Consider the following 20,981-nt stretch of genomic DNA (forward strand, 5'->3'; position numbering starts at 1 on the left):
AAGGAGGAAATAACATGATACAAGCAAATGTTGTATTAGATGCTAAAGGTTTAGCATGTCCGATGCCTATCGTCAAAACGAAGAAGAAAATGAAGGATTTAAAAGCTGGTGAAGTATTAGAAATTCAAGCAACAGACAAAGGCTTTACGGCAGATTTGCAAGCATGGGCAAAAAGCACAGGTCATCAATATCTAGGTACTGAAACAGAGGGAGATCTATTTCGCCATTTTCTTCGCAGAGGAGGCGAGCCTGCATCAGAGAACGCATCTTCCATTCCGGACATTTCATTAGACACTTTCAAACAGAAAGTAGAAAGTGACGAGCCTCTTCACATTTTAGATGTTCGGGAGGTGGAGGAGTATGAAGAAGCCCATATTCCGGGTGTTGTGCATATCCCTCTTGGTGAAGTGGAAAAACGCTCTAGCGAGTTAAATAAAGATGATGAAATTTATATCATTTGCCATTCAGGAAGAAGAAGTGAAATGGCAGCCCAAACGATGAAAAAACAAGGTTTTAAAAAGGTAATCAACGTTGTCCCCGGTATGCGTGATTGGACAGGGAAAACAGAGTAATTAAAGGAGGGATTTAAACATGACTGTACAGGCAACTACCGCAAAAGAAGTGTCACAAAAAATTTTTAACAAAGAACCTTTATACATTCTTGATGTGCGTAATGAAAATGATTTTAGCGATTGGAAAATTGAAGGACATGATTTTGAACATTTGAATGTGCCTTATTTCGACCTTTTAGATGGCGTGGAAGATATCTTAGGGGAAATTCCTTCCGATAAAGAAGTGCTAGTCGTATGCGCAAAAGAAGGTTCATCTGTAATGGTATCCGAGATGCTTTCAGAAGCCGGTCTTTCTGTATCGTATCTTAAAGGTGGTATGAAAGCGTGGAGCGAGCATTTAGAGCCGGTAAAAGTCGGCGATTTAAAAGACGGCGGTGAGATGTATCAGTTTGTGAGAATCGGCAAAGGCTGTCTGTCATACATGGTGATTTCCAATGGTGAAGCGGCGATTATTGATGCGACACGTATGGCGGGTGTCTTTATGGATTTTGCAAAGGAAAAGGGTGCGGCGATTACCCACGTATTTGATACACACCTTCACGCAGACCATATTTCAGGCGGCAGAGTGATTGCCGAAAAAACAAAAGCAACCTACTGGTTACCGCCTAAAGATGCTGAAGAAGTGGTATTCGATTATCAGCCGTTGGAAGAAGGAAATGACGTTGTCATTGGAAAAACAACGATTAGAATTCAACCAATTTATTCTCCTGGGCATACAATTGGCTCCACTTCTTTCATTATAGATGATCGGTATCTCCTTTCAGGTGATATCTTGTTTATCGATTCAATCGGCAGACCGGATTTAGCCGGTATGGCAGAAGATTGGGTAGGAGATTTAAGAAAAACGCTTTATAACCGTTACAAAGCGTTATCAAAGGATTTAATCGTATTACCGGCACACTTTATGATCATTGATGAGTTAAATGAGGATGGAAGTGTAGGTAAAAAATTAAGTACATTATTTACCGAGAATCATGGTTTGAACATTGCGGATGAAACAGAATTTAGACACCTAGTGACAAATCATTTGCCTCCGCAGCCAAATGCATATCAAGAGATTCGCGAAACAAATATGGGGAAAATCAATCCAGATGAAGAAAAACAGCGTGAAATGGAGATTGGGCCAAACCGTTGTGCAATTCGGTAACACAACCATTCTATTAAAAGAGGAGAGAGATGAACATGAAATCAGCTAAAGTATTAGACGCAAAAGGACTGGCATGCCCTATGCCAATCGTCAGAACGAAGAAAGCGATGAATGAACTGGATTCAGGTCAAATATTAGAAGTGCATGTAACAGATAAGGGAGCTAAAAGTGATCTGGCAGCTTGGTCTAAATCCGGCGGGCATGACCTTTTAGAGCATACTGAAGAAGGCGATGTACTGAAATTCTGGATTCAAAAAGGCTAATGAATGTGAAAGGGTATCGAATAAAAAGATACCCTTTTTCTTTGAAAAGGAGGAAACCCGCATGGATATTGCCTTTATGATCACTCTTTTCATTATAGGGTTTATTGGCGCCTTTATTTCCGGAATGATTGGTATTGGCGGATCAGTTGTTAATTATCCAATGCTATTGTACATTCCTTCTTTAGTTGGAGTGATGTCATTAACCGCTCATGAAGTTTCAGGGATAGGAGCTATTCAAGTCTTCTTTGCGACACTTGGCGGTGTTTGGGCTTATCGTAAGAGTGGTTTTTTAAATAAAGCAATAATCATTTACATGGGAAGCAGTATTTTTATAGGGAGTGTATTAGGGAGTTACATTTCTCATCGCATATCTGAACAAGGAATGAACTTCGTATACGGTATTTTGGCTATTATAGCTGTTATATTAATGTTTATACCTAAAAAAGGACAAGAACATAGGGAAGGCGAAGAAGTCATATTTCATAAATGGTTAGCTTCATCTTTAGCCTTTATCATTGGCGGAGTATCAGGTATTTTAGGAGCTGGCGGCGCCTTTGTCCTCGTTCCTATTATGTTATCAATTTTAAATATTCCTGTAAGAATCACAGTCGCCTCATCTCTTGCGGTTACATTTCTATCATCTATTGGCGCAACAGTTGGAAAGGTAATCACAGGACAGGTGCTTTTTGTACCAGCTTTGGTTCTTATGATCGCTAGTTTAATTGCTTCTCCTATTGGCGCAACAGTTGGACAAAAGGTAAATACAAAATTCCTGCAATGGATTTTAGCGCTATTAATATCAGCGACAGCCATTAAAATCTGGATAGGGTTCCTTTGGGGATAAAATGTTGAGCGTTAATCTTTTGAATAAGGCCCAAGCGAACAAATGGCGGAAGGCGATTATTACTGTGATGTTGCTCAAAAGAATAATGATTATACCCTATACTGTTTACGTGAATGCAAAAATTTAACCGTGTTTAACCTCTTAGATGCTGAAGGTATGAGTCTGACAAACTGCTACATGTAAAAGAAAAACAAGCATCATGTGAAATGCTTGTTTTTCAAAAGAATCATTCACTTACTGTGAGATGTTTCTTTTGATTAATAGTGTATGCCACTAGACATACGGCGCTATAAAATACTAATGCCACACCCAGTAATAATATGATCCAATGAAAAGCACCGGATAATTCAATGGTATTGCTCACCACATTTAGAATGTTTCCAACTGATAGGAGAGCTAATAGAATAGGTGGATTTTTTAGCAAGTGATCACACTCCAAACTTTGTTCAATATGAATATATCATACTTTTTTCCTTAAAATCCATTATTTATAGCAAGAAACTCAGGTGCAAAAAGTTTGGCGAGATTAATGAATCACCATGATGTCAATGAGTCGGTTGATTTTTGCATCGTCTCCTGTATCGACGTACACTGTTTTTTTATTTTTAATGATATTCTCAGTCACTTCCCGCATTACGCCTTGATCTAAATCATCAGCGGAATCCCAGCGTAAAGGGACATTGTATACATGAATCGTGCCATCTCCGTTACCATGATAAGTGACTGATCCATCCACTAATCGAGAACCAGCTAACTGGATCACATCTTCTGGGTAGCTGGCACTGGTGTCATCATTAGGATTGATGGGTTCGCCAGCCGAAATGTGCTGAACATTCAATTCATCTATCTCTTGATTAGGTCCAAGCTGCAGCCAAACACGGGCATATTCGATTTTCTCAGAAGAATATGCTGCCAATACATCGTCTTCTTTGCCTTTCTCCTCATTTTTTGCTTTTTCTGAAGAGGTGTCATCTGATTCAACTGTTGCGGATTCTTCTAATCCCGTTGTTGGCTCTGATTCATCTTTGCTTATTTTGTTGCTGTCTTCATTATCATTATGATCTTCGTCAGTTTGTATAGCAGTATCATCATTTGAAGTTTGTTTTGATTCTACGTTCTTACTGCCCGCACACCCAGCAAGCAATAAGGCGAGCAGCAGGAAGGCGGCATTGCAGTAAAATATCTTTCCGAGTTTCCTCATTCTTTCATTCCTCTCATCAACTAGGTTTCATCTTCATGTAAAAGTCATGGATCTAAATATTACCATACAATAGATATGATCGTTTGAAATTTGTTTGAAAAGAGATTTATGGTTAGCTTCGTACTTAAGAATTCTTAAGAACTTTTGCCCCTTTTTCTTCAGGTTTTCAATCTATGAGCGCAATAGAGAAAAAACGTATCTTTGGAAGTGGCAAATGAAGAACAGCTTCGAGTTCTCCGGCCGCATGAAAAATATTGAGGACAGCAAACCCTTGGTACTTTTGATGTTTACCTCGCCTTACTTTGCAAATCGCCGAGCAGCAGCCACGCACATGATAACGGCGATATTCACTGCCACAAGTGCCCAGCCTACTTTCTCGTGCAGAATCACTGAGGCAAGCAGCAGTCCAAAGAATGGCTGAAGAAGCTGCAACTGCCCAACCGCCGCAATTCCGCCTTGGGCGAGACCTCGATACCAGAACACGAAGCCGATCAGCATGCTGAATAAGGATACATAGGCAAGACTGAGCAGCGCTGGTACCCCGATGCCCGACCATGAGTCCGGTGTAAAAAAGAACGACAAAGGCAGCATAAGAGGAAGCGACAGAACGAGTGCCCAAGAGATCACCTGCCAGTTCCCCAGATGTCGAGAAAGCCTGGCGCCTTCTGCATAACCAAGCCCGCATACGATGATAGAAGCCAGCATGTATGCGTCGCCGAGCGGGGATGATCCACCGCCTTGGATCAGAGCGAATCCTGCTACTAGTAAGCTGCCAGCCGCTGAGAACATCCAGAAGACTGGCCGGGGACGTTCACCTCCGCGGAGTACGCCGAAGACCGCTGTCGCAAGCGGAAGAAGCCCAAGGAAGACAATGGCATGTGCGGAGGTGACATACTGAAGCGCCAAAGCTGTCAGCAATGGGAACCCGATCACCACGCCGAACGCTACCACCAATAATGAAATGATGTCGCTTTTGGCAGGATGCTGCTGCCGAAAGATGAGAAGGAGGCCTCCAGCCAATACACCAGCTATCGCAGCGCGGCATACGGTGAGGAACAACGGGGTGAAGTCCGCCACAGCCAAGCGGGTTGCTGGCAGTGAGCCGCTGAAAATGAGGACGCCTATAAAACCATTTATCCAGCCATTTGTTGTTTTGTTCATTATAATCACTCCAAATATGATTCTTTTTCATTCTTTAACTGTTAATCTGAATTTTCTTAACAAAACCAGCATCTAAGGATTACAATGACTATAAACTGGAATTGACCTTTCATAAACAGTCAGTTTTCATAAAAAAATGCATACCAGTTAGGAGAACAATGTGTAAATGGATATCACGCCTTTTTTAAATAGAAATTTGGATATTCCGCTTTACCAGCAGATTTATCAGGATTTCAAAGAAAACATGCATCAGGGGCGTATTCAAAAAGGAATGAAGCTCCCTTCAAAAAGACTCTTGGCGAGTCAGCTATCCATCAGCCAAACGACAGTAGAACGTGCCTATGAACAACTTGCTGCTGAGGGCTATATCGTGAGCAAGCCAAGAAGCGGGTGGTTTGCTGATTATTGCGATTCGGATTTTGCCTATCGTAAAATGCCGCGCACATTACCCATTCAACAAAAAGAGCAGGAACATAAAGAGTGGATAGATTTTCACTATGGAAATGTAGATTCTTCTTACTTTCCTTTTTCCGCATGGCGAAAAAGCATGGTCAATAGTTTAGACCAATATGGACACGAGCTTTATCGGCCGGGACATGTTTTAGGAGAGTTTGAGCTGAGGACGCTCATTGCAGAGTACCTGTATCAATCACGGGGTGTTCATTGTGTCCCTGAACAAGTGATTATAGGAGCCGGGAACCCTATTCTTCTTCAAATCTTGTGTCAAGTTTTTGATCAGAATATTTTCATAGGATATGAGGATCCGGGTTATCCGAGAGCACGCGAGATTTTTGAAGCCAATCGTATGAATATTCTTCCTATACCAGTCGATGATGAAGGAATCTGTATACAGAAGATCAAAGAACAGCAGCCAAATCTTGTGTATATCACGCCTTCTCACCAATTTACGCTAGGAACCATTATGACGATTAACAGAAGAATTCAGCTGCTTAAATGGGCTGCTGAGAATCAGTCATTTATCATAGAGGATGATTATGATGGGGAGTTTAGATACACCGGACAGCCGGTCCCATCCTTACAAGGGCTGGACCAGGATAACCGTGTCATTTATATGGGCACTTTTTCTAAGTCTCTTCTTCCCTCGCTGCGTATCAGCTATATGATTCTTCCTTCGCCTCTTTTAAAAAAAGGCCATGAAATCGCGTCTTTATATAAGCAAACGGTGTCCTGCCACAGTCAGCTCACGCTAGCTGACTTTATAAAAAATGGAGAGTGGCAAAAACACATCAACAGAATGAGAAAGCTTTACCGTAAAAAAAGAGCCATTTTACTAGAGACTGTGCAAAGAGAATTAGGAGAGCATGTCAGGATTCGCGGAGAAAACTCTGGACTTGGCATCTTACTTGACGTTTATTTGCCATTTAGCGAAAAAGAGTTAATTGAGAAGGCGAAGGAACATGGAGTGAAAATTTATCCTGTTGCTCCTTCTTATCAAAACCATCCCCCTGCTAAAAGGGTGTCGCTTGGATTTGCAGGGGTTCCTGAATTTAACATACGAGAAGGTATAAAAAAACTGAAAGCTGCCTGGAAGATATAAGGAAACTTTCAGCTATTTTATTAAGTATGAAATAGAGTGATATCAGCAGCAGCCTGCTTACAGAAATGATTGACAAATCCTTTTAATAAAAAGCATGTTTTTAGCCGGAAAAATCTATTATGGTATAGTTTAAATATAAAAAATATTTGAAATGAGGAATGGCATGAATACAAACGAAAAACATAAGAAATTTAAAGCGAAAATCATCCTGCAAGTCATCATGGTCATAATCGGAGGAATCATAGCGGCATATGGACTGGAAACGGTGCTCATTCCAAACAGCGTATCTGATGGAGGGGTGACAGGCCTCAGCATTGTTGGGTCACAGCTGTTCCATTTGCCGCTGGGGATTCTGATTGTTGCTATTAACATTCCGTTTGTCTGGTTAGGATATAAGCAAATTGGAAAACGCTTTGCGTTATTATCAATTATCGGAATCGCATCACTTGCCGCGGGTACAAGTTTTATGCACCACACTCCAGCCATCATCGAAGGGGATACTTTGTTGATAACCGTTGTCGGCGGGATTATCCTTGGGTTTGGAATGGGGCTGGCGCTGCGTAATGGCGGCGCATTAGATGGAATTGATATGCTTGCAGTGCTGCTGTCCCGAAAACTGCCATTCGGAACGAGCGATCTCATTTTATTCTTAAACCTTTTTGTGTTTATTTTTGTTTCCACCGTATTTGGTTTGCAAGGGGCATTGCTTTCAGTCATTGCTTACTACATTGCATCCAAAGTCATTCATGTCGTGGAGGAAGGCTTAAGCGGTTCTAAAATGTTTCAAATTATTACAACCCAACCTGAATTGATGGTAGAGACCATACGTGATCAATTAGGCCGAAGCGCCACATATAAAGAAGCTTACGGGGGTTTTTCCCATGAGAAATTCAAAGAAATCACATGTGTCATCAACCGCTTAGAAGAAACCAAACTAAAGGAAATTATTAATGAAATTGATAAAACCGCCTTCGTTACCGTATATGATGTAGCTGAAGTGAAGGGCAGCAATTTTAGAAGGGTCAATCATCATTAGAAAAAAGAGTGACGAATGGCAAAACAGCCATCATATGTTTTGACGAGCCTTATGAAGCTGTTTGCTCATGATTTGTTGAAATCCTGTTCCCATCAAGCAGGATTTTTTCTTGTTTAGGTTAATATAAACAATTGATTATATAATTGAAAACTTATATAATGACGTTGTGAAAAAATTAATGTTCATTTTTTTGTACGCACAGTGCCTCTTTTTTATTGGGGTGTCTGATCACTGGGCCAATATATCATGATTTCATTATATATTGGGTTAAAGGAGGAGTTCATTTGACTGTTGATTCAAAAATAGGAGTTGCAGCAATGACTAGCTGTTTAAAAATACTTAGTGATCAAACAAGGCTCATGATGATGAAATTATTTATTGAGAAAGAATATTGTGTGTGTCAATTGGTTGATATGTTCGACATGAGTCAGCCAGCCATAAGCCAGCATTTGCGGAAATTAAAAAACGCAGGATTTGTGAACGAGGACAGAAGAGGGCAATGGCGTTATTATTCAATCAATCAATCATGCCCCGAGTTTGATACATTGCAATTGATTTTGCATCAAATCGATCAGGAAGACGAATTGTTACTGCACATCAAACAAAGGGAAACTCAAGCGTCTTGCCAGTAAGGAGGTATTAGATTGACTTCAGTCATTTTGGCTTTAGCTATATTTTTATTCACTTTAGTATTGGTCATATGGCAGCCGAGAAACTTATCTATTGGATGGTCAGCCTGTGGAGGAGCTGCTTTGGCTTTAATAGCCGGAGTTGTCGATTTTCAAGATGTGTTAACTGTGACAGGGATTGTTTGGAATGCGACATTGGCTTTTGTGGCCATTATTATTATCTCGTTAATCCTTGATAATATTGGTTTCTTTGAATGGGCAGCGCTTCATATGGCTAAGGCTGCAAAAGGAAACGGTGTGCGCATGTTCATTTATGTATCTATATTAGGAGCTATCGTCGCAGCATTATTTGCAAACGACGGCGCGGCCCTTATATTGACGCCAATTGTATTAGCGATGGTCAGAGCTTTAAACTTCAATGAAAAATTAGTTTTTCCTTTTATCATTGCCAGCGGGTTTATTGCAGATACGACTTCGCTTCCGTTAGTTGTGAGCAATTTGGTCAACATCGTTTCAGCGGACTATTTTGATATTACGTTTATTGATTATGCATCCAGAATGATTGTCCCTAACTTGTTCTCATTACTGGCGAGTATCATTGTACTTTACCTTTTCTTCAGAAAAAGCATACCAAAACGTTATGATTTGACTGAGGTTAAAAGACCTGCAGAAGCAATAAAAGATCAAAATATGTTCAAACTATCATGGTATATCTTAGGACTGCTTTTAATTGGATATTTTGCAAGTGAATTTTTCTCTATTCCCGTATCAGTGGTAGCGGGCATCATTGCCATCTTTTTCTTAATTGCTGCACAAAAGAGCCCAGCCATTCATACAAAGCAAGTGCTGAAAGGAGCGCCTTGGGCTATCGTGTTCTTTTCGATCGGCATGTACGTTGTTGTGTACGGTGTCCGTAATGCTGGATTGACAGATATCCTTTCAGATGTGATTCAAGCCTTGGCTGATCAAGGGTTGTTTGCGGGTACGATTGGAATGGGCTTTATCGCGGCGATTCTTTCTTCCGTTATGAATAACATGCCGACTGTCATGATTGATGCATTGGCTATTGCCGGTACAGACACACATGGAATGATGAGAGAAGCGCTTATATATGCAAATGTTATCGGTTCAGATTTAGGACCTAAAATCACGCCGATTGGTTCCTTGGCGACACTATTATGGCTCCATGTCCTTTCACAAAAAGGTGTGAAGATTTCTTGGGGCACTTATTTTAAAACAGGAATCATTCTGACAATCCCGACATTATTTATTACACTTGTCGGCCTGTATATCTGGCTGATGATCATCCATTAATGTTTCAAAAAGGAGCAGATTAATATGTCAAAGAAAACCATTTACTTTTTATGCACTGGAAATTCCTGCCGCAGTCAAATGGCTGAAGGATGGGGAAAAAAATACCTTGGAGACAAGTGGAACGTGTACAGCGCAGGAATCGAGGCTCATGGATTAAATCCTAATGCTGTGAAAGCGATGAAAGAAGCAGGGATTGATATCTCCAATCAAACCTCGGATATGATTGATCCGAACATTTTAAACAATGCTGATTTGGTTGTGACTCTCTGTGGTGATGCAGCTGACAAATGTCCAATGACGCCTCCGCATGTAAAACGTGAGCATTGGGGATTTGATGATCCGGCAAAAGCACAAGGAACAGACGAAGAAAAATGGGCGTTTTTCCAAAGAGTGCGTGATGAAATTGGCGAGCGCTTAAAACAGTTTGCTGAAACTGGGGAATAAGTAATAGATATACTCAGCGTGTATTGTTCAACAGGTGTCTGCGAGCTAAGTGCAGACACCTGTTTTTTGGTTTAACTTGACTGTGATCCGTGAACTGTCCGCTTTAAAAGGAAAGTTATTTAGCTTGTGACAGAGGAAAATTGATTTTGTAAACAGAATCATGAAGGAGACGCTGTTTTAAAGGAGTTGTCAGTTTGCAGGAGTTAACAAAAGAAAAATATAACGGCATAAAAACAAGGTTTCATGAAAAAGTTTGCCCAACATTTGTCTATTCAATATTAGAACAAACGATTCCGGGCGTTGTTTATGTAGATGACCACACCTTCCCTAAATCATTTTTGATAGGGACTGAATCAGGAATTTACTTTATTGCGGGAGAAGAGGGGAATCAAGATTTTAATGATTTCATTGCTAAATATTATGAAAAACAAGCGAAATCAACAAAAAGATTTACCTTGTTTAGTTCTAGCGATACATGGGACAGAGTAATGAAAACAATCCTGAAAGACGAATTGAATCAAATGAAAAGAGTCGCATTTTCTTTTCAGCAAAAACCTTCTATAACGGGATTACAACTTCCAAAGGGGTTTGTTTTAAAAAGGATAGACGAAGACATCATCTCAAACAGCACGGAATTTAACAGAGCTTATTATGAGGAGTATTGGGATTCTGTCTCACATTTTTCATCAAAAGGCTTTGGGTTTGCCGTATTACATGGCAATCATGTTGTGAGTGAGTGTACCTCGATATTTTCAGGGCGTAATCGTGCGGAAATGGATATCTATACACTTGAAGAATATAGAGGTATGGGTTTAGCTTACTGTGTGGGAAATGAGTTTATAAAATATGGTCTGAAACATGGAATTAATCCTAATTGGGATTGTGATGTTTGGAATACGTCGTCCATCACATTAGCAAATAAACTAGGATTTAAGTCAATAACCGAATACTCTATTTTTTATTCTGGAAAATCGTGATGAAAAAGAGCTAAAATGAGTGCATGTCATGAGGGTCTATGAATGCGTTGTACGGAAAAATGGATAATTCCATGGATACTAAAATAGACCAAGTTACAGCTTGGTCTATAAACGTTAAAAATGGTCATGTTTCTGAACGAAAGGTCTTGCCTATTTCTCTTCCCAAGCCAAAATAATGTCTAAAATTATAGATAAGTGGACTCCATTTTGAAGGATTTATGTGGTTTTCGTTCAATATGATGCTTTCCTCGGCGTGAAAATGTAATGCCTGCGTCTCTACAATCGCAAATGATGGTTCATATTCAGGAATCCGAATATGCTTGACTTCGGCTTCAATTTGAATCGGGCATTCTTTAATGCGTGTTGGTGATACTGTCTTTGATTGTAAAGGTGATAACCCTGCTGACTCGTATTTTTCTTTTTGATATGTAAATCCGAGCTGTTTCTTCAAATGCGGTATATTCTTTTTTCCGCTATAAGACGAAATTCTTTCAACATTTTCCCATAATTCCGGGCTAGGCAAGTTTATGACACATTCTTTGTGTCTTTCCAAATTTTCAATGGCTTTTCCTCCTAGGCCTACTCCAAGGACAATATAGTTTCCAAGAGCCCAAGAAGAAGACATAGGACTAATATTAGTGGTTCCATCCTCATTCAATGTCGTAAGAAGAAATGTTGAGGTGCCATAATACATGATTTTTGGTTTAATTTCTTTAAAATGAAGAGTGTCTTGTTTTTCAATGTCCAATGCTTATTCCTCCTTGTCATCATTACATTCATATTGTAAAGGTTTAACATTTCAACTATCATCGAAATATGAATGTAAGGAGGAAAAACATGAATCCTAATATCGCAAAAATCTCTGCATTGTTATCTGATCCCTCGCGTTCTTCCATTCTTCTCACCCTAATGGATGGAAGGATACACCCTGCGGGAGAGCTTGCATATCTCGCTAACATTAAACCTCAAACCGCAAGTTTTCACCTGAAAAAATTGCTTGAAGAAGAGCTGATCAGCGTAGAGAAGCATGGAAGACATAGGTATTACAGATTGTCTGACTCAGATGCAGCAAACGTGATTGAGCAATTGCTTCTGATTGCCCCTAAAGCCAAAGTCACATCTTTAAAAGATTCAAAAGAGAAAAGTGACTTGCATTTCGCCCGCACCTGTTATGATCATTTGGCAGGTTATGTGGGCGTGCAAATCACTCATTCACTGGTTGAGCAGGGGATGTTAAAAAAAGCCGATTTAGACTTTGAGGTAACTTCAGAGGGTTCTTTGTTCTTTTCGAATTTAGGCATTAACGAAGAGCAGCAGCGAAATAAGCGGAGAGCATTTGCCCGCTGCTGTTTGGATTGGAGTGAGCGGCAGCATCATATTGCAGGAGCGTTAGGAAACGCCCTATTGGTGCGAATGTTAGAGGAAGAATGGATCGTTCGTATGCCTAAAACAAGAGCGATTAAGATGACACAAAGCGGGAGAGCGGCATTTGAGAAATACTTTAAAATGAATATTTAGGGAATTTTTTATTAAGGGAATAAGAAAGAAGGAGTAAGATTCGTTAAGAATCTTACTCCTTCTTATTATCTTGAAGTTGCTTGGTTCCCCATTGCAATAGAAATGCGATTCCAACTGTTTATTTGATTGATGATGAAAACAAGGTCAACGTATTGTTTTTCATCATAATGTTCACGCACTCGATGATACAGCGCATCGGAAACCCTTTTCGTTGGAATAAGCGTAATGTGTTCAGAGAGTTCGAGCGCTGCTTTCTCTTCAGGTGAATAAAAGTCACATTCATTCCAAGCGTGTAAACAGTAAATTCGCTGTTCAGTTTCACCCATTTTGCGGGCATCGGAAGTATGCATATCTATGCAGAAGGCACAGCCATTTATTTGAGAAACTCTGATTTTGATTAGTTCTCTCGTCGTTCGGTTAATTGAAGATTGTTTCGTGTATTTCTCCATATCCATCATCATCTTCATACCTTCAGGTGCAACATCATAGTAGGACACTCTTTGGCTCATAAGGCAAGACTCCTTTCCTCAAGATACATTAGATTGTATTCCGCTATTGATCATTTTACCAATATGCAATTTGTGTGGCATCTATTTCACTATCTTTTGGCAAGAAGCTGCTTTGAATAAAAATAGGGATAGCCAACAATGATGAGCGGAGCTGCTAATGCAAGCAGGATCCATGAGCCTGAGTGACTGTCTCTAATAACTCCAATGAATATACAAGTACCGATGAGAAAATATAATAAAGCAGCTAAAAACCAATACATATTCATTCCTCTTTTTCTTTACACGTGTTCTTGGATTGACTATTTTTGTCATTTGCATGGCTTAATCGATCAGAGCATTGATTTTTTAACACTTTCTCAGTTCGGATTCCTTTTCTTTTTAATGATAAAATGGTGTGATCAATCGATTTCAAGTTGATCATTCCTTCTATGAATAGTGACTTCTTCAGTATTGTAAATGTAAATTTGAAAAGATAAAACGTACATAAAGGCAGAACGCTTATGTACGTTTGGGCAATGATCACATGTTGGGAACGCTAATGCTTTACTGCATCTTTGTATTGTTGAGTTCTCTCTCTTCTTATAAAATGATGGGATAAATGTATGTCTGGTTCGAGTGTGTATCGCTTCTGTCAATGGAAAGGAAGTGGATGAGGTTTGCGTATAAGGAATCCTTTCGAAGAAAAATACTACTCACATGATAGACGGGCATTAAATATGCTTGCACTCAGAGTTCCGGGACTGGCTTTTATTCTCATGATCTATGTAGCCTCTATCGTGCTGCAATTTCTTAATGGGAGCTGGTCCATTTTATTGCTTAACGTGTTTACAGTATTGACCGCCATTTTTGCTTTGCTGCATTGGCATTCATATCGCTGGGTTAAGAAAAGGGTCATTCTATATTTTGTGCTGCAAGGTTTGATCACTTTTATACTGGCTAATGTCATGACTGGCTTCTTAGTGCTGATCATTATTGGCCTTTATGCATTTTTGATTGGGCAGATTGCAGGAATGGCAGACAGAAGAAGGGCTTTCCTCATACTTTATTTATTGCTTCTGCTGTCAATCAATGTACCGCATCAGATTCACAAAGGTGAATATTTGCATTTTCTTGTCATTGCCGTACCTATTATGATCGTGATTATTACTTATGCCGCTACATTATTTTCCCAAGTCGATGAAAAGATAAAAGCGCAGCTGACTCTTGAAAGGCTGGAGCTGGCTCATCAGCAGGTCGAACAGCTGACGCTGCAAAACGAAAGACAGCGTATGGCTCGGGACTTACACGATACGCTTGCTCAAGGGCTGGTCAGTTTAAATATGCAGCTGGATGCTATTCATGTTCATCTTACGAAAGGCAACACAGAGAGGGCAAAAGAAATCATTCAACAATCGATGAAAAGAGTGAAAGGCACATTAGCTGATGCTCGTTCAGCGATTGATGATCTGCGCAACAAATCAGAAGAAATCGGTTTTTTAAAAGAAAGAATTACCTCACTGATGGATCATTTTCAAGAGTCGACAGGCATGGGCGGTTTTTTAGACTACAGATTACATCAGGTGTTAGACGTTCGTACAGCTGAAAACTGTTATTCCATCATTGGGGAATGTATAACGAATGCAGCAAAGCATGCTGAAGCAGATACGATCTCGGTATCCATTTGGGATGATAACGGGGGGCTCCATTTAACGGTCAAAGACAATGGCAAAGGCTTTGATGTTGAAAAGAGCAAGAAAAAGAGAGGACATTATGGGCTTCTCGGCATACAAGAACGCGTCAGAGCAATGAAAGGCCATTTCAATATAATGAGTACAAAATCTAAAGGAACACAAATTGAGATCACCGTACCAATTCAGGGAGAGATGCAAGATGAATAAGGTTTTAATCGTTGATGACCACCTTGTCGTGAGGGAAGGTCTGAAGCTTTTAATTGAAACGAATGATCACTACACCATCATAGGAGAGGCGGAAAACGGCAAATCAGCAGTCCGCCTTGCAGATGAATTAAAACCGGATATTATTCTCATGGATTTGTATATGCCTGAGATGAGCGGGTTAGAAGCCATTAAACAAATCAAAGAAAAACACGACATCCCTATCATTATTTTAACTACGTATAATGAAGATCACTTAATGATCGAAGGAATTGAATTAGGGGCGAAAGGATATCTATTGAAGGATACGAGTTCAGAAACCCTTTTTCATACAATGGATGCAGCAATAAGAGGAAACGTGCTGTTGCAGCCTGATATCTTAAAACGTCTGCAAGAAATTCAAGTGGAGCGGATGAAGAAGCAGAACAGTCATACCCAGCTGTCAGAAAAGGAAGTCATTGTCCTAAAAGCAATTGCTAAAGGTTTTAAAAGCAAAGCGATCGCCTTTGATTTGGGCGTGTCAGAGAGAACCGTAAAGTCCAGGTTAACGTCCATTTACAATAAATTAGGCGCGAATTCCAGAACTGAAGCAGTGACGATTGCCATGCAAAGAGGCATTCTGACACTAGACAACTAACATCCTATATTAGAAATTTGCCCAAACGTACATGCCCGAATGTACGTTTTTTTTATTTCATTGTCCACTACAATGAGAAGGAATATGATCAAGCAATGTGTTGAAAGGGGATTATCATGTCAAGAATGTTATATAAATTAGGAGGATGGGTTGCTCGCCATCGCGTAAAAGTAATATGTGCGTGGATCGTTGTGTTAGTTGCGTCGATAGGCCTTGCAATCACGTTAAAACCAAGTTTTTCTGAGGATATGTCCATACCTGACACACCTTCGGAAAAAGCGCTGGATGTGATTCAAAAAGAATTTCCTCGCGGCCCTGATAAAGGGAGCATAAGGGTAATTTTCGGTGCTGAAGATGGAGAGAAACTTACTGCAAAGACAGCGAAAAAAGCAATCGAAAATACGTTCAAGGAAATCAATAAAGATGATTCCGTTGACTCGATCGCAAGTCCTTTTGTGACAGGAACAATCGCGAAAGACGGCACGGTTGCCTATGCTGATATTAAGTATAAATCTTCAGCAGATGATATAAAAGATTACTCTATCAAACACTTAAAAGACAGTTTGAAAATGGCTGATGATGAGGGACTACAAACTGAACTTAGCGGAGATGTACCGGGAGCCGAAATGGAGATAGGCGGAGTGTCTGAAATTGTCGGCATTATCTTGGCTTTTGTCGTTTTAGCCATTACATTCGGGTCTTTATTAATAGCTGGTTTGCCGATTTTAACTGCACTGATTGGATTAGGAGTAAGCATTGGACTGGTTTTAATTGGGACACAGGTATTCGATATTGCTTCCGTCAGTCTTTCATTAGCCGGAATGATTGGCCTTGCTGTTGGGATTGATTATGCTTTATTTATTTTTACGAAGCACCGCCAGTTTTTAGGCGAAGGTATACAAAAAAATGCATCAATTGCGAGAGCTACAGGAACAGCTGGGAGTGCAGTTGTTTTTGCCGGACTTACTGTTATCGTCGCACTTTGCGGATTGACGGTTGTTAACATTCCTTTTATGTCCGCAATGGGGCTGACAGCAGGACTTAGTGTACTGATGGCTGTTCTCGCTTCAATCACGCTTGTGCCTGCCGTCTTGTCGATAGCGGGGAAACGGATGGTTCCGAAAGCAAACAAGAAAAAAGAAAAACAGAGCTCTGAAACAAATGTCTGGGGACGCTTTGTCACAAAAAATCCTATCATGCTAATTATATGCAGCATTCTCATTTTGCTTGTTATTAGTATCCCATCTATGCATTTGGAGCTGGGCTTGCCTGATGCAGGGATGAAAGCGAAGGATAATCCAGATCGCCGGGCTTATGACTTGCTTGCCGATGGATTTGGAGAAGGATTTAATGGTCAATTAACAATCGTAGCGGACGCCACAAGTGTGGCAGAAAATAAGGCGGAAGCCTTCGCAGATGCAGTGAAAGAAATAAAGGAACTAAAACATGTAGCGAGTGTCACTCCCGCAATGCCTAATAAAGAAGGGAACTTTGCTATCATTACGGTCGTTCCTGAAACAGGTCCAAATGATGTGGCAACAAAGGATTTGGTACAGGATGTACGCAGCTTATCAGATAAAAACGGGGTAGATTTGCTCGTTACTGGATCGACTGCAGTGAATATTGATATTTCAGATCGGCTGAATGATGCGATACCGGTGTTTGCTGTACTCATTGTCGGTTTTGCGTTTGTGCTGCTGACAATCGTATTCCGTTCGTTGCTTGTGCCGCTTGTTGCTGTTGCAGGATTCATATTGACGATGACAGCCACTCTTGGAATCTGTGTATTTGTCTTACAAGACGGGAATCTGATCGACTTTTTCAAAATACCTGAAAAAGGGCCGATACTCGCGTTCCTGCCGATTTTATCCATTGGGATTCTGTTTGGATTAGCGATGGATTATCAAGTATTCCTTGTAAGCAGAATGCGTGAAGAATATGTGAAAACAAAGAATCCAGTCCAAGCGATTCAAGCTGGATTAAAACACAGCGGTCCTGTTGTCACCGCAGCCGGTCTGATCATGATATTCGTTTTCGCAGGATTTATCTTTGCTGGTGAAGCTTCTATTAAAGCCAACGGGTTGGCTCTTTCCTTTGGTGTGCTCTTTGATGCATTTATTGTACGAATGACACTGATTCCAAGTGTCATGAAGCTGATGGGGAATGCAGCCTGGTATTTGCCAAAATGGTTAGACAAGATTATTCCGAATGTAGATATAGAAGGGCATCAACTCACGAAGGAAATTCAGCCGGAGATCGATCAGGAACAAAAGAAACAAATCATGTAATAGAAAGCAGATCTTTTGCGAGATCTGCTTTTTTGTGATGAAAAGAGGTAACGATGATTGCCTAATTGACACACATATTAGGGATTGCTAATATGATAATAAACATATTAGGATTTTCTAATGTGAGGAGGAGAATACATGCAATTGCAAAATATCGATTTAGATATGAAAGTGAAGCTCATTCATGGTTTTTCTAATAAAACAAGAATTCAAATTCTTGAAAGTATAAAAAAACAGGAAAAAACGGTTTCTCAAATTGTAGAAGAAATAAAAGGAAACCAGTCGAACATCTCACAGCATCTTGCGTGTTTAAAAGGGTGCGGAATTATTGTGGGAAGAAATGAAGGAAAATACTGCTATTACAGTGTGAAAAACCATCATATTCGGGATTTATTAACCATGTTCGATGTTGTTCTCCAAGATGTTCAACATGATGTTGCCTGTTGTGAACGTCACATAGATGAGGAGGATTGAGTTGGCTGACAAATGTTGTCGTTCTACTAAAGAAACTGAATATAAAGAGAAAAATTGCAGCAGCCATTCATCGAAAGAAACAGGTAAATCAAGTTGTTGCCAGAGCAAATCACCCGCAGAGAATCATTCAGTGAAAACAAGTTGCTGCGGCAGTAAAGAGCAGCACACAGCAGAAAAAACAGAAACACTCCTGGACCCTCTTCCTTCCGGGGAGAAGAGGTCATACAGGATTCATGGGATGGATTGTCCTGCATGTGCAAAAACAATTGAAAAAGGGTTGCGTACATTAAAGGATATAGCTGATGTAAAGGTTCATTACAGTACTGCGAAAATGCAAGTGGCAGCAAGCAGCCAAGAAGCATTTAACCCAATTGCCAGTGAAATAAAAAAACTAGGGTTTTCTATTGAAGCTTTACATCAAGGGGACACCAAAACGTTTGATATTGAGGGAATGGACTGCAGCAGTTGTGCTAAGAGTATTGAAAACCATTTAAATGGTCTTCCTTCCGTTAAACATGTCACTGTCCATTTCTCCACTGGAAAAATGAAAATTGAACATTCGGGCAGTGTCAAAGATGTTATCAATGAGGTTTCAAAAATTGGCTATCAAGCTTCCCTGCAATCAGGTAAGAAATCGATACAGAAAAACAAAAATGAACAGCGTGTAGTCATCTTATCTGGTGTACTCATCGCCCTTGGTTTTATCGGTTCCTTTTATGGAATGCCTGCCATGATGTCAGCGGCGCTTTACTTTATCGCTATGGCGGTAAGCGGGTACAAGCCCGTGAAAAGTGCATACTATGCGATCAAAAGCCGTTCACTCGATATGAATGTTTTAATGTCAGCAGCGGCGATTGGAGCGGCTTTCATCGGGGAATGGCTTGAAGGCGCTACAGTTGTTTGGCTATTTGCCCTTGGCAATTACCTGCAAACGAAGTCAATTGAACGAACAAGAAATTCCATTCACCATCTTATGGAATTGGCACCATCAGAAGCCTGGGTCCAAGTTGGTTCAGAGCTGATGAAAAAACCAGTTGAAGACATAACCATCGGTGATATTATCGTTGTTAAACCAGGTGATAAGATTCCATTAGATGGTGAAATCACCCGGGGCGAATCCAGTGTCAACCAGGCTCCGATAACAGGAGAATCCATCCCCGTAGATAAGCAAATTGGAGATGCGGTATATGCTGGGACTATCAATGAACATGGTTCCCTTGAAATCAAGGTCACGAAGTTGATTGAGGATACAACCATTTCCAATATTATACACTTGGTTGAAGAAGCGCAAGAACAAAAAGCGCCAACAGAAGCCTTTATAGATAAATTCGCAAGTATTTATACACCAGTTGTGTTTATTCTTGCATTGGCGATTATGGTGTTTCCTCCACTCATTGGATTTGGCACTTGGGACGGGTGGTTTTACAAAGGGCTTGAACTTCTCGTTGTAGCTTGTCCTTGTGCTTTAGTGATTTCTACGCCTGTTGCCATCGTATCAGCTATCGGTAACGCTGCAAAGCATGGCGTTTTAATAAAAGGCGGAACATTTTTGGAAACCGCTGGGGCCATTTCTGCTGTGGCATTTGATAAAACAGGAACATTAACCGAGGGAAAGCCTAACGTATCTGACATTAAGGCTTTACACCTATCTGAGGAAGAATTGCTATCGATCGCTTTTACATTAGAGGATTACTCTGCACATCCTATTGCTAAATCAATCGTTGATTACGCCAATGAAAAAGGAATCCAGCCTCAACAGGGCGAGTTATTCAAGAATATCGTAGGAAAAGGCGTTCAAGCGGCCATCCAAGGAGAGATTTTTTACGCAGGCAATTTAAAGCTATTTGAACAAATGAATGCGGATGTAAAGGATGCGAAAAAATATATTCAAGAACAGCAGAACAAAGGCAGGACAGCCGTTATAATCGGAACCCAAAATCAAATCATCGGGATGATCGCTGTTTCTGACACAATACGGAAAACGTCAGCTTCAGCTTTACAAGCGTTAAAACAAAGCGGAGTCAAACAGACAGTCATGTTGACCGGAGATAATGAAGGAACCGCAAAAGTGATTGCTTCAGAAGCTAATGTCGATCGTTATTTTGCAGAATTAATGCCGGAAGAAAAAGTAGAGGCTATCAAGACATTACAAAAAGAAGGCCATAAGGCAGCAATGGTGGGAGACGGTATAAATGATGCGCCGGCACTCGCAGCAGCAGATTTGGGTATTGCTATGGGCGGTGCGGGAACCGACACTGCAATGGAGACAGCAGATATTATTTTAATGGCCGATCACCTTGATAAACTTTCCCATACGATGAAGGTAAGCAAAAAGGCTTTAGCTATCATTAAACAAAATATTTGGTTCTCCATCATGATTAAAGTCATAGCATTGATTTTCATCTTTCCTGGCTGGCTAACACTTTGGCTTGCTGTATTGAGTGATACAGGTGCCGCTTTGATTGTGATTTTAAATGCGCTAAGATTGCTGAATTATAAAGAATAGACCTTAAGAAATGATTTGATGATCGCCAT

Annotated in this window: 21 protein-coding genes and 1 pseudogene; 16 read left to right on the forward strand and 6 right to left on the reverse strand. The window is 40.4% G+C overall.

From position 1 onward, the window contains the following. Positions 1 to 14 precede the first annotated feature (14 nt). The 4 genes and pseudogenes from JMN17_RS19180 to JMN17_RS19195 all read left to right on the forward strand — a co-directional run bounded on the left by JMN17_RS19180 (position 15) and on the right by JMN17_RS19195 (position 2,826). Positions 15 to 572 carry a sulfurtransferase TusA family protein gene (locus JMN17_RS19180; protein WP_087993541.1) on the forward strand — a complete coding sequence of 186 codons (558 nt, stop codon included), beginning with the start codon at positions 15 to 17 and terminating at the stop codon, positions 570 to 572. Positions 573 to 587: 15 nt separating this feature from the next. Further along, positions 588 to 1,719: pseudogene (locus JMN17_RS19185) on the forward strand (MBL fold metallo-hydrolase); the annotation flags it as partial. Between the two features lie 35 nt (positions 1,720 to 1,754). Continuing rightward, positions 1,755 to 1,982 carry a sulfurtransferase TusA family protein gene (locus JMN17_RS19190; protein ID WP_087993542.1) on the forward strand — a complete coding sequence of 76 codons (228 nt, stop codon included), beginning with the start codon at positions 1,755 to 1,757 and terminating at the stop codon, positions 1,980 to 1,982. A 61-nt stretch (positions 1,983 to 2,043) separates the two neighbouring features. Further along, a complete protein-coding gene (locus JMN17_RS19195) occupies positions 2,044 to 2,826 on the forward strand; it encodes a sulfite exporter TauE/SafE family protein (protein ID WP_202328997.1) in 783 nt (260 codons plus the stop codon). 526 nt (positions 2,827 to 3,352) lie between these two features. On the opposite strand, the gene JMN17_RS19200 is transcribed toward JMN17_RS19195, so the two are convergent. Both JMN17_RS19200 and JMN17_RS19205 read right to left on the reverse strand, forming a co-directional pair. After that, on the reverse strand, positions 3,353 to 4,027 hold the full coding sequence (locus JMN17_RS19200; RefSeq protein WP_202328999.1) for a hypothetical protein: 675 nt from the start codon (positions 4,025 to 4,027) through the stop codon (positions 3,353 to 3,355). Between the two features lie 297 nt (positions 4,028 to 4,324). Further along, a complete protein-coding gene (locus JMN17_RS19205) occupies positions 4,325 to 5,188 on the reverse strand; it encodes a DMT family transporter (protein ID WP_087993546.1) in 864 nt (287 codons plus the stop codon). Positions 5,189 to 5,354: 166 nt separating this feature from the next. Between JMN17_RS19205 and pdxR the strand changes: the two genes are divergently transcribed. From pdxR to JMN17_RS19235, 6 genes are all read left to right on the forward strand, one after another. After that, positions 5,355 to 6,746, forward strand: coding sequence for a MocR-like pyridoxine biosynthesis transcription factor PdxR (gene pdxR / locus JMN17_RS19210; RefSeq protein WP_202329001.1), 1,392 nt, complete (start codon positions 5,355 to 5,357; stop codon positions 6,744 to 6,746). Positions 6,747 to 6,909: 163 nt separating this feature from the next. Next, complete coding sequence (locus tag JMN17_RS19215; protein ID WP_087993548.1) at positions 6,910 to 7,782, forward strand: YitT family protein; 873 nt, start codon at positions 6,910 to 6,912, stop codon at positions 7,780 to 7,782. A 317-nt stretch (positions 7,783 to 8,099) separates the two neighbouring features. After that, positions 8,100 to 8,414: an ArsR/SmtB family transcription factor gene (locus JMN17_RS19220; RefSeq protein WP_445291684.1), complete on the forward strand. Its 315-nt coding sequence runs from the start codon at positions 8,100 to 8,102 to the stop codon at positions 8,412 to 8,414. Between the two features lie 12 nt (positions 8,415 to 8,426). Next, the gene (locus JMN17_RS19225; RefSeq protein WP_087993549.1) at positions 8,427 to 9,725 is read left to right on the forward strand and encodes an arsenic transporter; all 1,299 of its coding nucleotides are present in this window, start codon (positions 8,427 to 8,429) and stop codon (positions 9,723 to 9,725) included. 24 nt (positions 9,726 to 9,749) lie between these two features. Beyond that, on the forward strand, positions 9,750 to 10,169 hold the full coding sequence (gene arsC / locus JMN17_RS19230; protein ID WP_087993550.1) for an arsenate reductase (thioredoxin): 420 nt from the start codon (positions 9,750 to 9,752) through the stop codon (positions 10,167 to 10,169). Between the two features lie 194 nt (positions 10,170 to 10,363). Beyond that, positions 10,364 to 11,146 (forward strand): GNAT family N-acetyltransferase, encoded by a 783-nt coding sequence (locus tag JMN17_RS19235; RefSeq protein ID WP_202329003.1) that lies wholly within the window; start codon positions 10,364 to 10,366, stop codon positions 11,144 to 11,146. 124 nt (positions 11,147 to 11,270) lie between these two features. Here JMN17_RS19235 and JMN17_RS19240 read toward each other — a convergent pair whose 3' ends face one another. Then, positions 11,271 to 11,894, reverse strand: coding sequence for a flavin reductase family protein (locus JMN17_RS19240; protein ID WP_202329004.1), 624 nt, complete (start codon positions 11,892 to 11,894; stop codon positions 11,271 to 11,273). Between the two features lie 89 nt (positions 11,895 to 11,983). Here JMN17_RS19240 and JMN17_RS19245 point away from each other — a divergent pair, with 89 nt between their 5' ends. Beyond that, positions 11,984 to 12,664: an ArsR/SmtB family transcription factor gene (locus tag JMN17_RS19245; protein WP_087993553.1), complete on the forward strand. Its 681-nt coding sequence runs from the start codon at positions 11,984 to 11,986 to the stop codon at positions 12,662 to 12,664. A 65-nt stretch (positions 12,665 to 12,729) separates the two neighbouring features. Here JMN17_RS19245 and JMN17_RS19250 read toward each other — a convergent pair whose 3' ends face one another. The 3 genes from JMN17_RS19250 to JMN17_RS19260 all read right to left on the reverse strand — a co-directional run bounded on the left by JMN17_RS19250 (position 12,730) and on the right by JMN17_RS19260 (position 13,585). Continuing rightward, positions 12,730 to 13,173, reverse strand: a complete 444-nt coding sequence (locus JMN17_RS19250; RefSeq protein WP_202329005.1) for a carboxymuconolactone decarboxylase family protein — start codon at positions 13,171 to 13,173, stop codon at positions 12,730 to 12,732. Between the two features lie 89 nt (positions 13,174 to 13,262). Beyond that, positions 13,263 to 13,439, reverse strand: a complete 177-nt coding sequence (locus JMN17_RS19255; protein ID WP_202329006.1) for a hypothetical protein — start codon at positions 13,437 to 13,439, stop codon at positions 13,263 to 13,265. Continuing rightward, positions 13,436 to 13,585 carry a hypothetical protein gene (locus JMN17_RS19260; protein ID WP_202329008.1) on the reverse strand — a complete coding sequence of 50 codons (150 nt, stop codon included), beginning with the start codon at positions 13,583 to 13,585 and terminating at the stop codon, positions 13,436 to 13,438. The genes JMN17_RS19255 and JMN17_RS19260 overlap by 4 nt, the downstream gene beginning before the upstream one ends. 244 nt (positions 13,586 to 13,829) lie before the next feature. Here JMN17_RS19260 and JMN17_RS19265 point away from each other — a divergent pair, with 244 nt between their 5' ends. From JMN17_RS19265 to JMN17_RS19285, 5 genes are all read left to right on the forward strand, one after another. Then, a complete protein-coding gene (locus JMN17_RS19265; RefSeq protein WP_202329010.1) occupies positions 13,830 to 15,050 on the forward strand; it encodes a sensor histidine kinase in 1,221 nt (406 codons plus the stop codon). Beyond that, on the forward strand, positions 15,043 to 15,684 hold the full coding sequence (ydfI, locus tag JMN17_RS19270) for a two-component system response regulator YdfI (RefSeq protein WP_202329012.1): 642 nt from the start codon (positions 15,043 to 15,045) through the stop codon (positions 15,682 to 15,684). The genes JMN17_RS19265 and ydfI overlap by 8 nt, the downstream gene beginning before the upstream one ends. A gap of 116 nt (positions 15,685 to 15,800) precedes the next feature. Next, positions 15,801 to 17,972 (forward strand): MMPL family transporter, encoded by a 2,172-nt coding sequence (locus JMN17_RS19275; protein ID WP_202329013.1) that lies wholly within the window; start codon positions 15,801 to 15,803, stop codon positions 17,970 to 17,972. Between the two features lie 138 nt (positions 17,973 to 18,110). Beyond that, entirely contained in the window at positions 18,111 to 18,446 is a 336-nt protein-coding gene (locus JMN17_RS19280) for an ArsR/SmtB family transcription factor (protein WP_202329015.1), read from the forward strand. Next, a complete protein-coding gene (locus JMN17_RS19285; protein WP_202329017.1) occupies positions 18,433 to 20,952 on the forward strand; it encodes a heavy metal translocating P-type ATPase in 2,520 nt (839 codons plus the stop codon). The genes JMN17_RS19280 and JMN17_RS19285 overlap by 14 nt, the downstream gene beginning before the upstream one ends. Positions 20,953 to 20,981 lie beyond the last annotated feature (29 nt).

Source organism: Bacillus sp. RHFS10 (genome assembly GCF_016757475.1).
GTDB classification, from domain to species: Bacteria; Bacillota; Bacilli; order Bacillales; family Bacillaceae; genus Bacillus; species Bacillus subtilis_G.

What these genes read in the sequence shown, in the direction of transcription:
- JMN17_RS19180 (WP_087993541.1), top strand. Translation starts at nt 15, where the DNA reads ATGATACAAGCAAATGTTGTATTAGATGCTAAAGGTTTAGCATGTCCG.
- JMN17_RS19190 (WP_087993542.1), top strand. Translation starts at nt 1,755, where the DNA reads ATGAAATCAGCTAAAGTATTAGACGCAAAAGGACTGGCATGCCCTATG.
- JMN17_RS19195 (WP_202328997.1), top strand. Translation starts at nt 2,044, where the DNA reads ATGGATATTGCCTTTATGATCACTCTTTTCATTATAGGGTTTATTGGC.
- JMN17_RS19200 (WP_202328999.1), bottom strand. Translation starts at nt 4,027, where the DNA reads ATGAGGAAACTCGGAAAGATATTTTACTGCAATGCCGCCTTCCTGCTG.
- JMN17_RS19205 (WP_087993546.1), bottom strand. Translation starts at nt 5,188, where the DNA reads ATGAACAAAACAACAAATGGCTGGATAAATGGTTTTATAGGCGTCCTC.
- pdxR (WP_202329001.1), top strand. Translation starts at nt 5,355, where the DNA reads ATGGATATCACGCCTTTTTTAAATAGAAATTTGGATATTCCGCTTTAC.
- JMN17_RS19215 (WP_087993548.1), top strand. Translation starts at nt 6,910, where the DNA reads ATGAATACAAACGAAAAACATAAGAAATTTAAAGCGAAAATCATCCTG.
- JMN17_RS19220 (WP_445291684.1), top strand. Translation starts at nt 8,100, where the DNA reads ATGACTAGCTGTTTAAAAATACTTAGTGATCAAACAAGGCTCATGATG.
- arsC (WP_087993550.1), top strand. Translation starts at nt 9,750, where the DNA reads ATGTCAAAGAAAACCATTTACTTTTTATGCACTGGAAATTCCTGCCGC.
- JMN17_RS19245 (WP_087993553.1), top strand. Translation starts at nt 11,984, where the DNA reads ATGAATCCTAATATCGCAAAAATCTCTGCATTGTTATCTGATCCCTCG.
- JMN17_RS19250 (WP_202329005.1), bottom strand. Translation starts at nt 13,173, where the DNA reads ATGAGCCAAAGAGTGTCCTACTATGATGTTGCACCTGAAGGTATGAAG.
- JMN17_RS19255 (WP_202329006.1), bottom strand. Translation starts at nt 13,439, where the DNA reads ATGAATATGTATTGGTTTTTAGCTGCTTTATTATATTTTCTCATCGGT.
- ydfI (WP_202329012.1), top strand. Translation starts at nt 15,043, where the DNA reads ATGAATAAGGTTTTAATCGTTGATGACCACCTTGTCGTGAGGGAAGGT.
- JMN17_RS19275 (WP_202329013.1), top strand. Translation starts at nt 15,801, where the DNA reads ATGTCAAGAATGTTATATAAATTAGGAGGATGGGTTGCTCGCCATCGC.
- JMN17_RS19280 (WP_202329015.1), top strand. Translation starts at nt 18,111, where the DNA reads ATGCAATTGCAAAATATCGATTTAGATATGAAAGTGAAGCTCATTCAT.
- JMN17_RS19285 (WP_202329017.1), top strand. Translation starts at nt 18,433, where the DNA reads ATGAGGAGGATTGAGTTGGCTGACAAATGTTGTCGTTCTACTAAAGAA.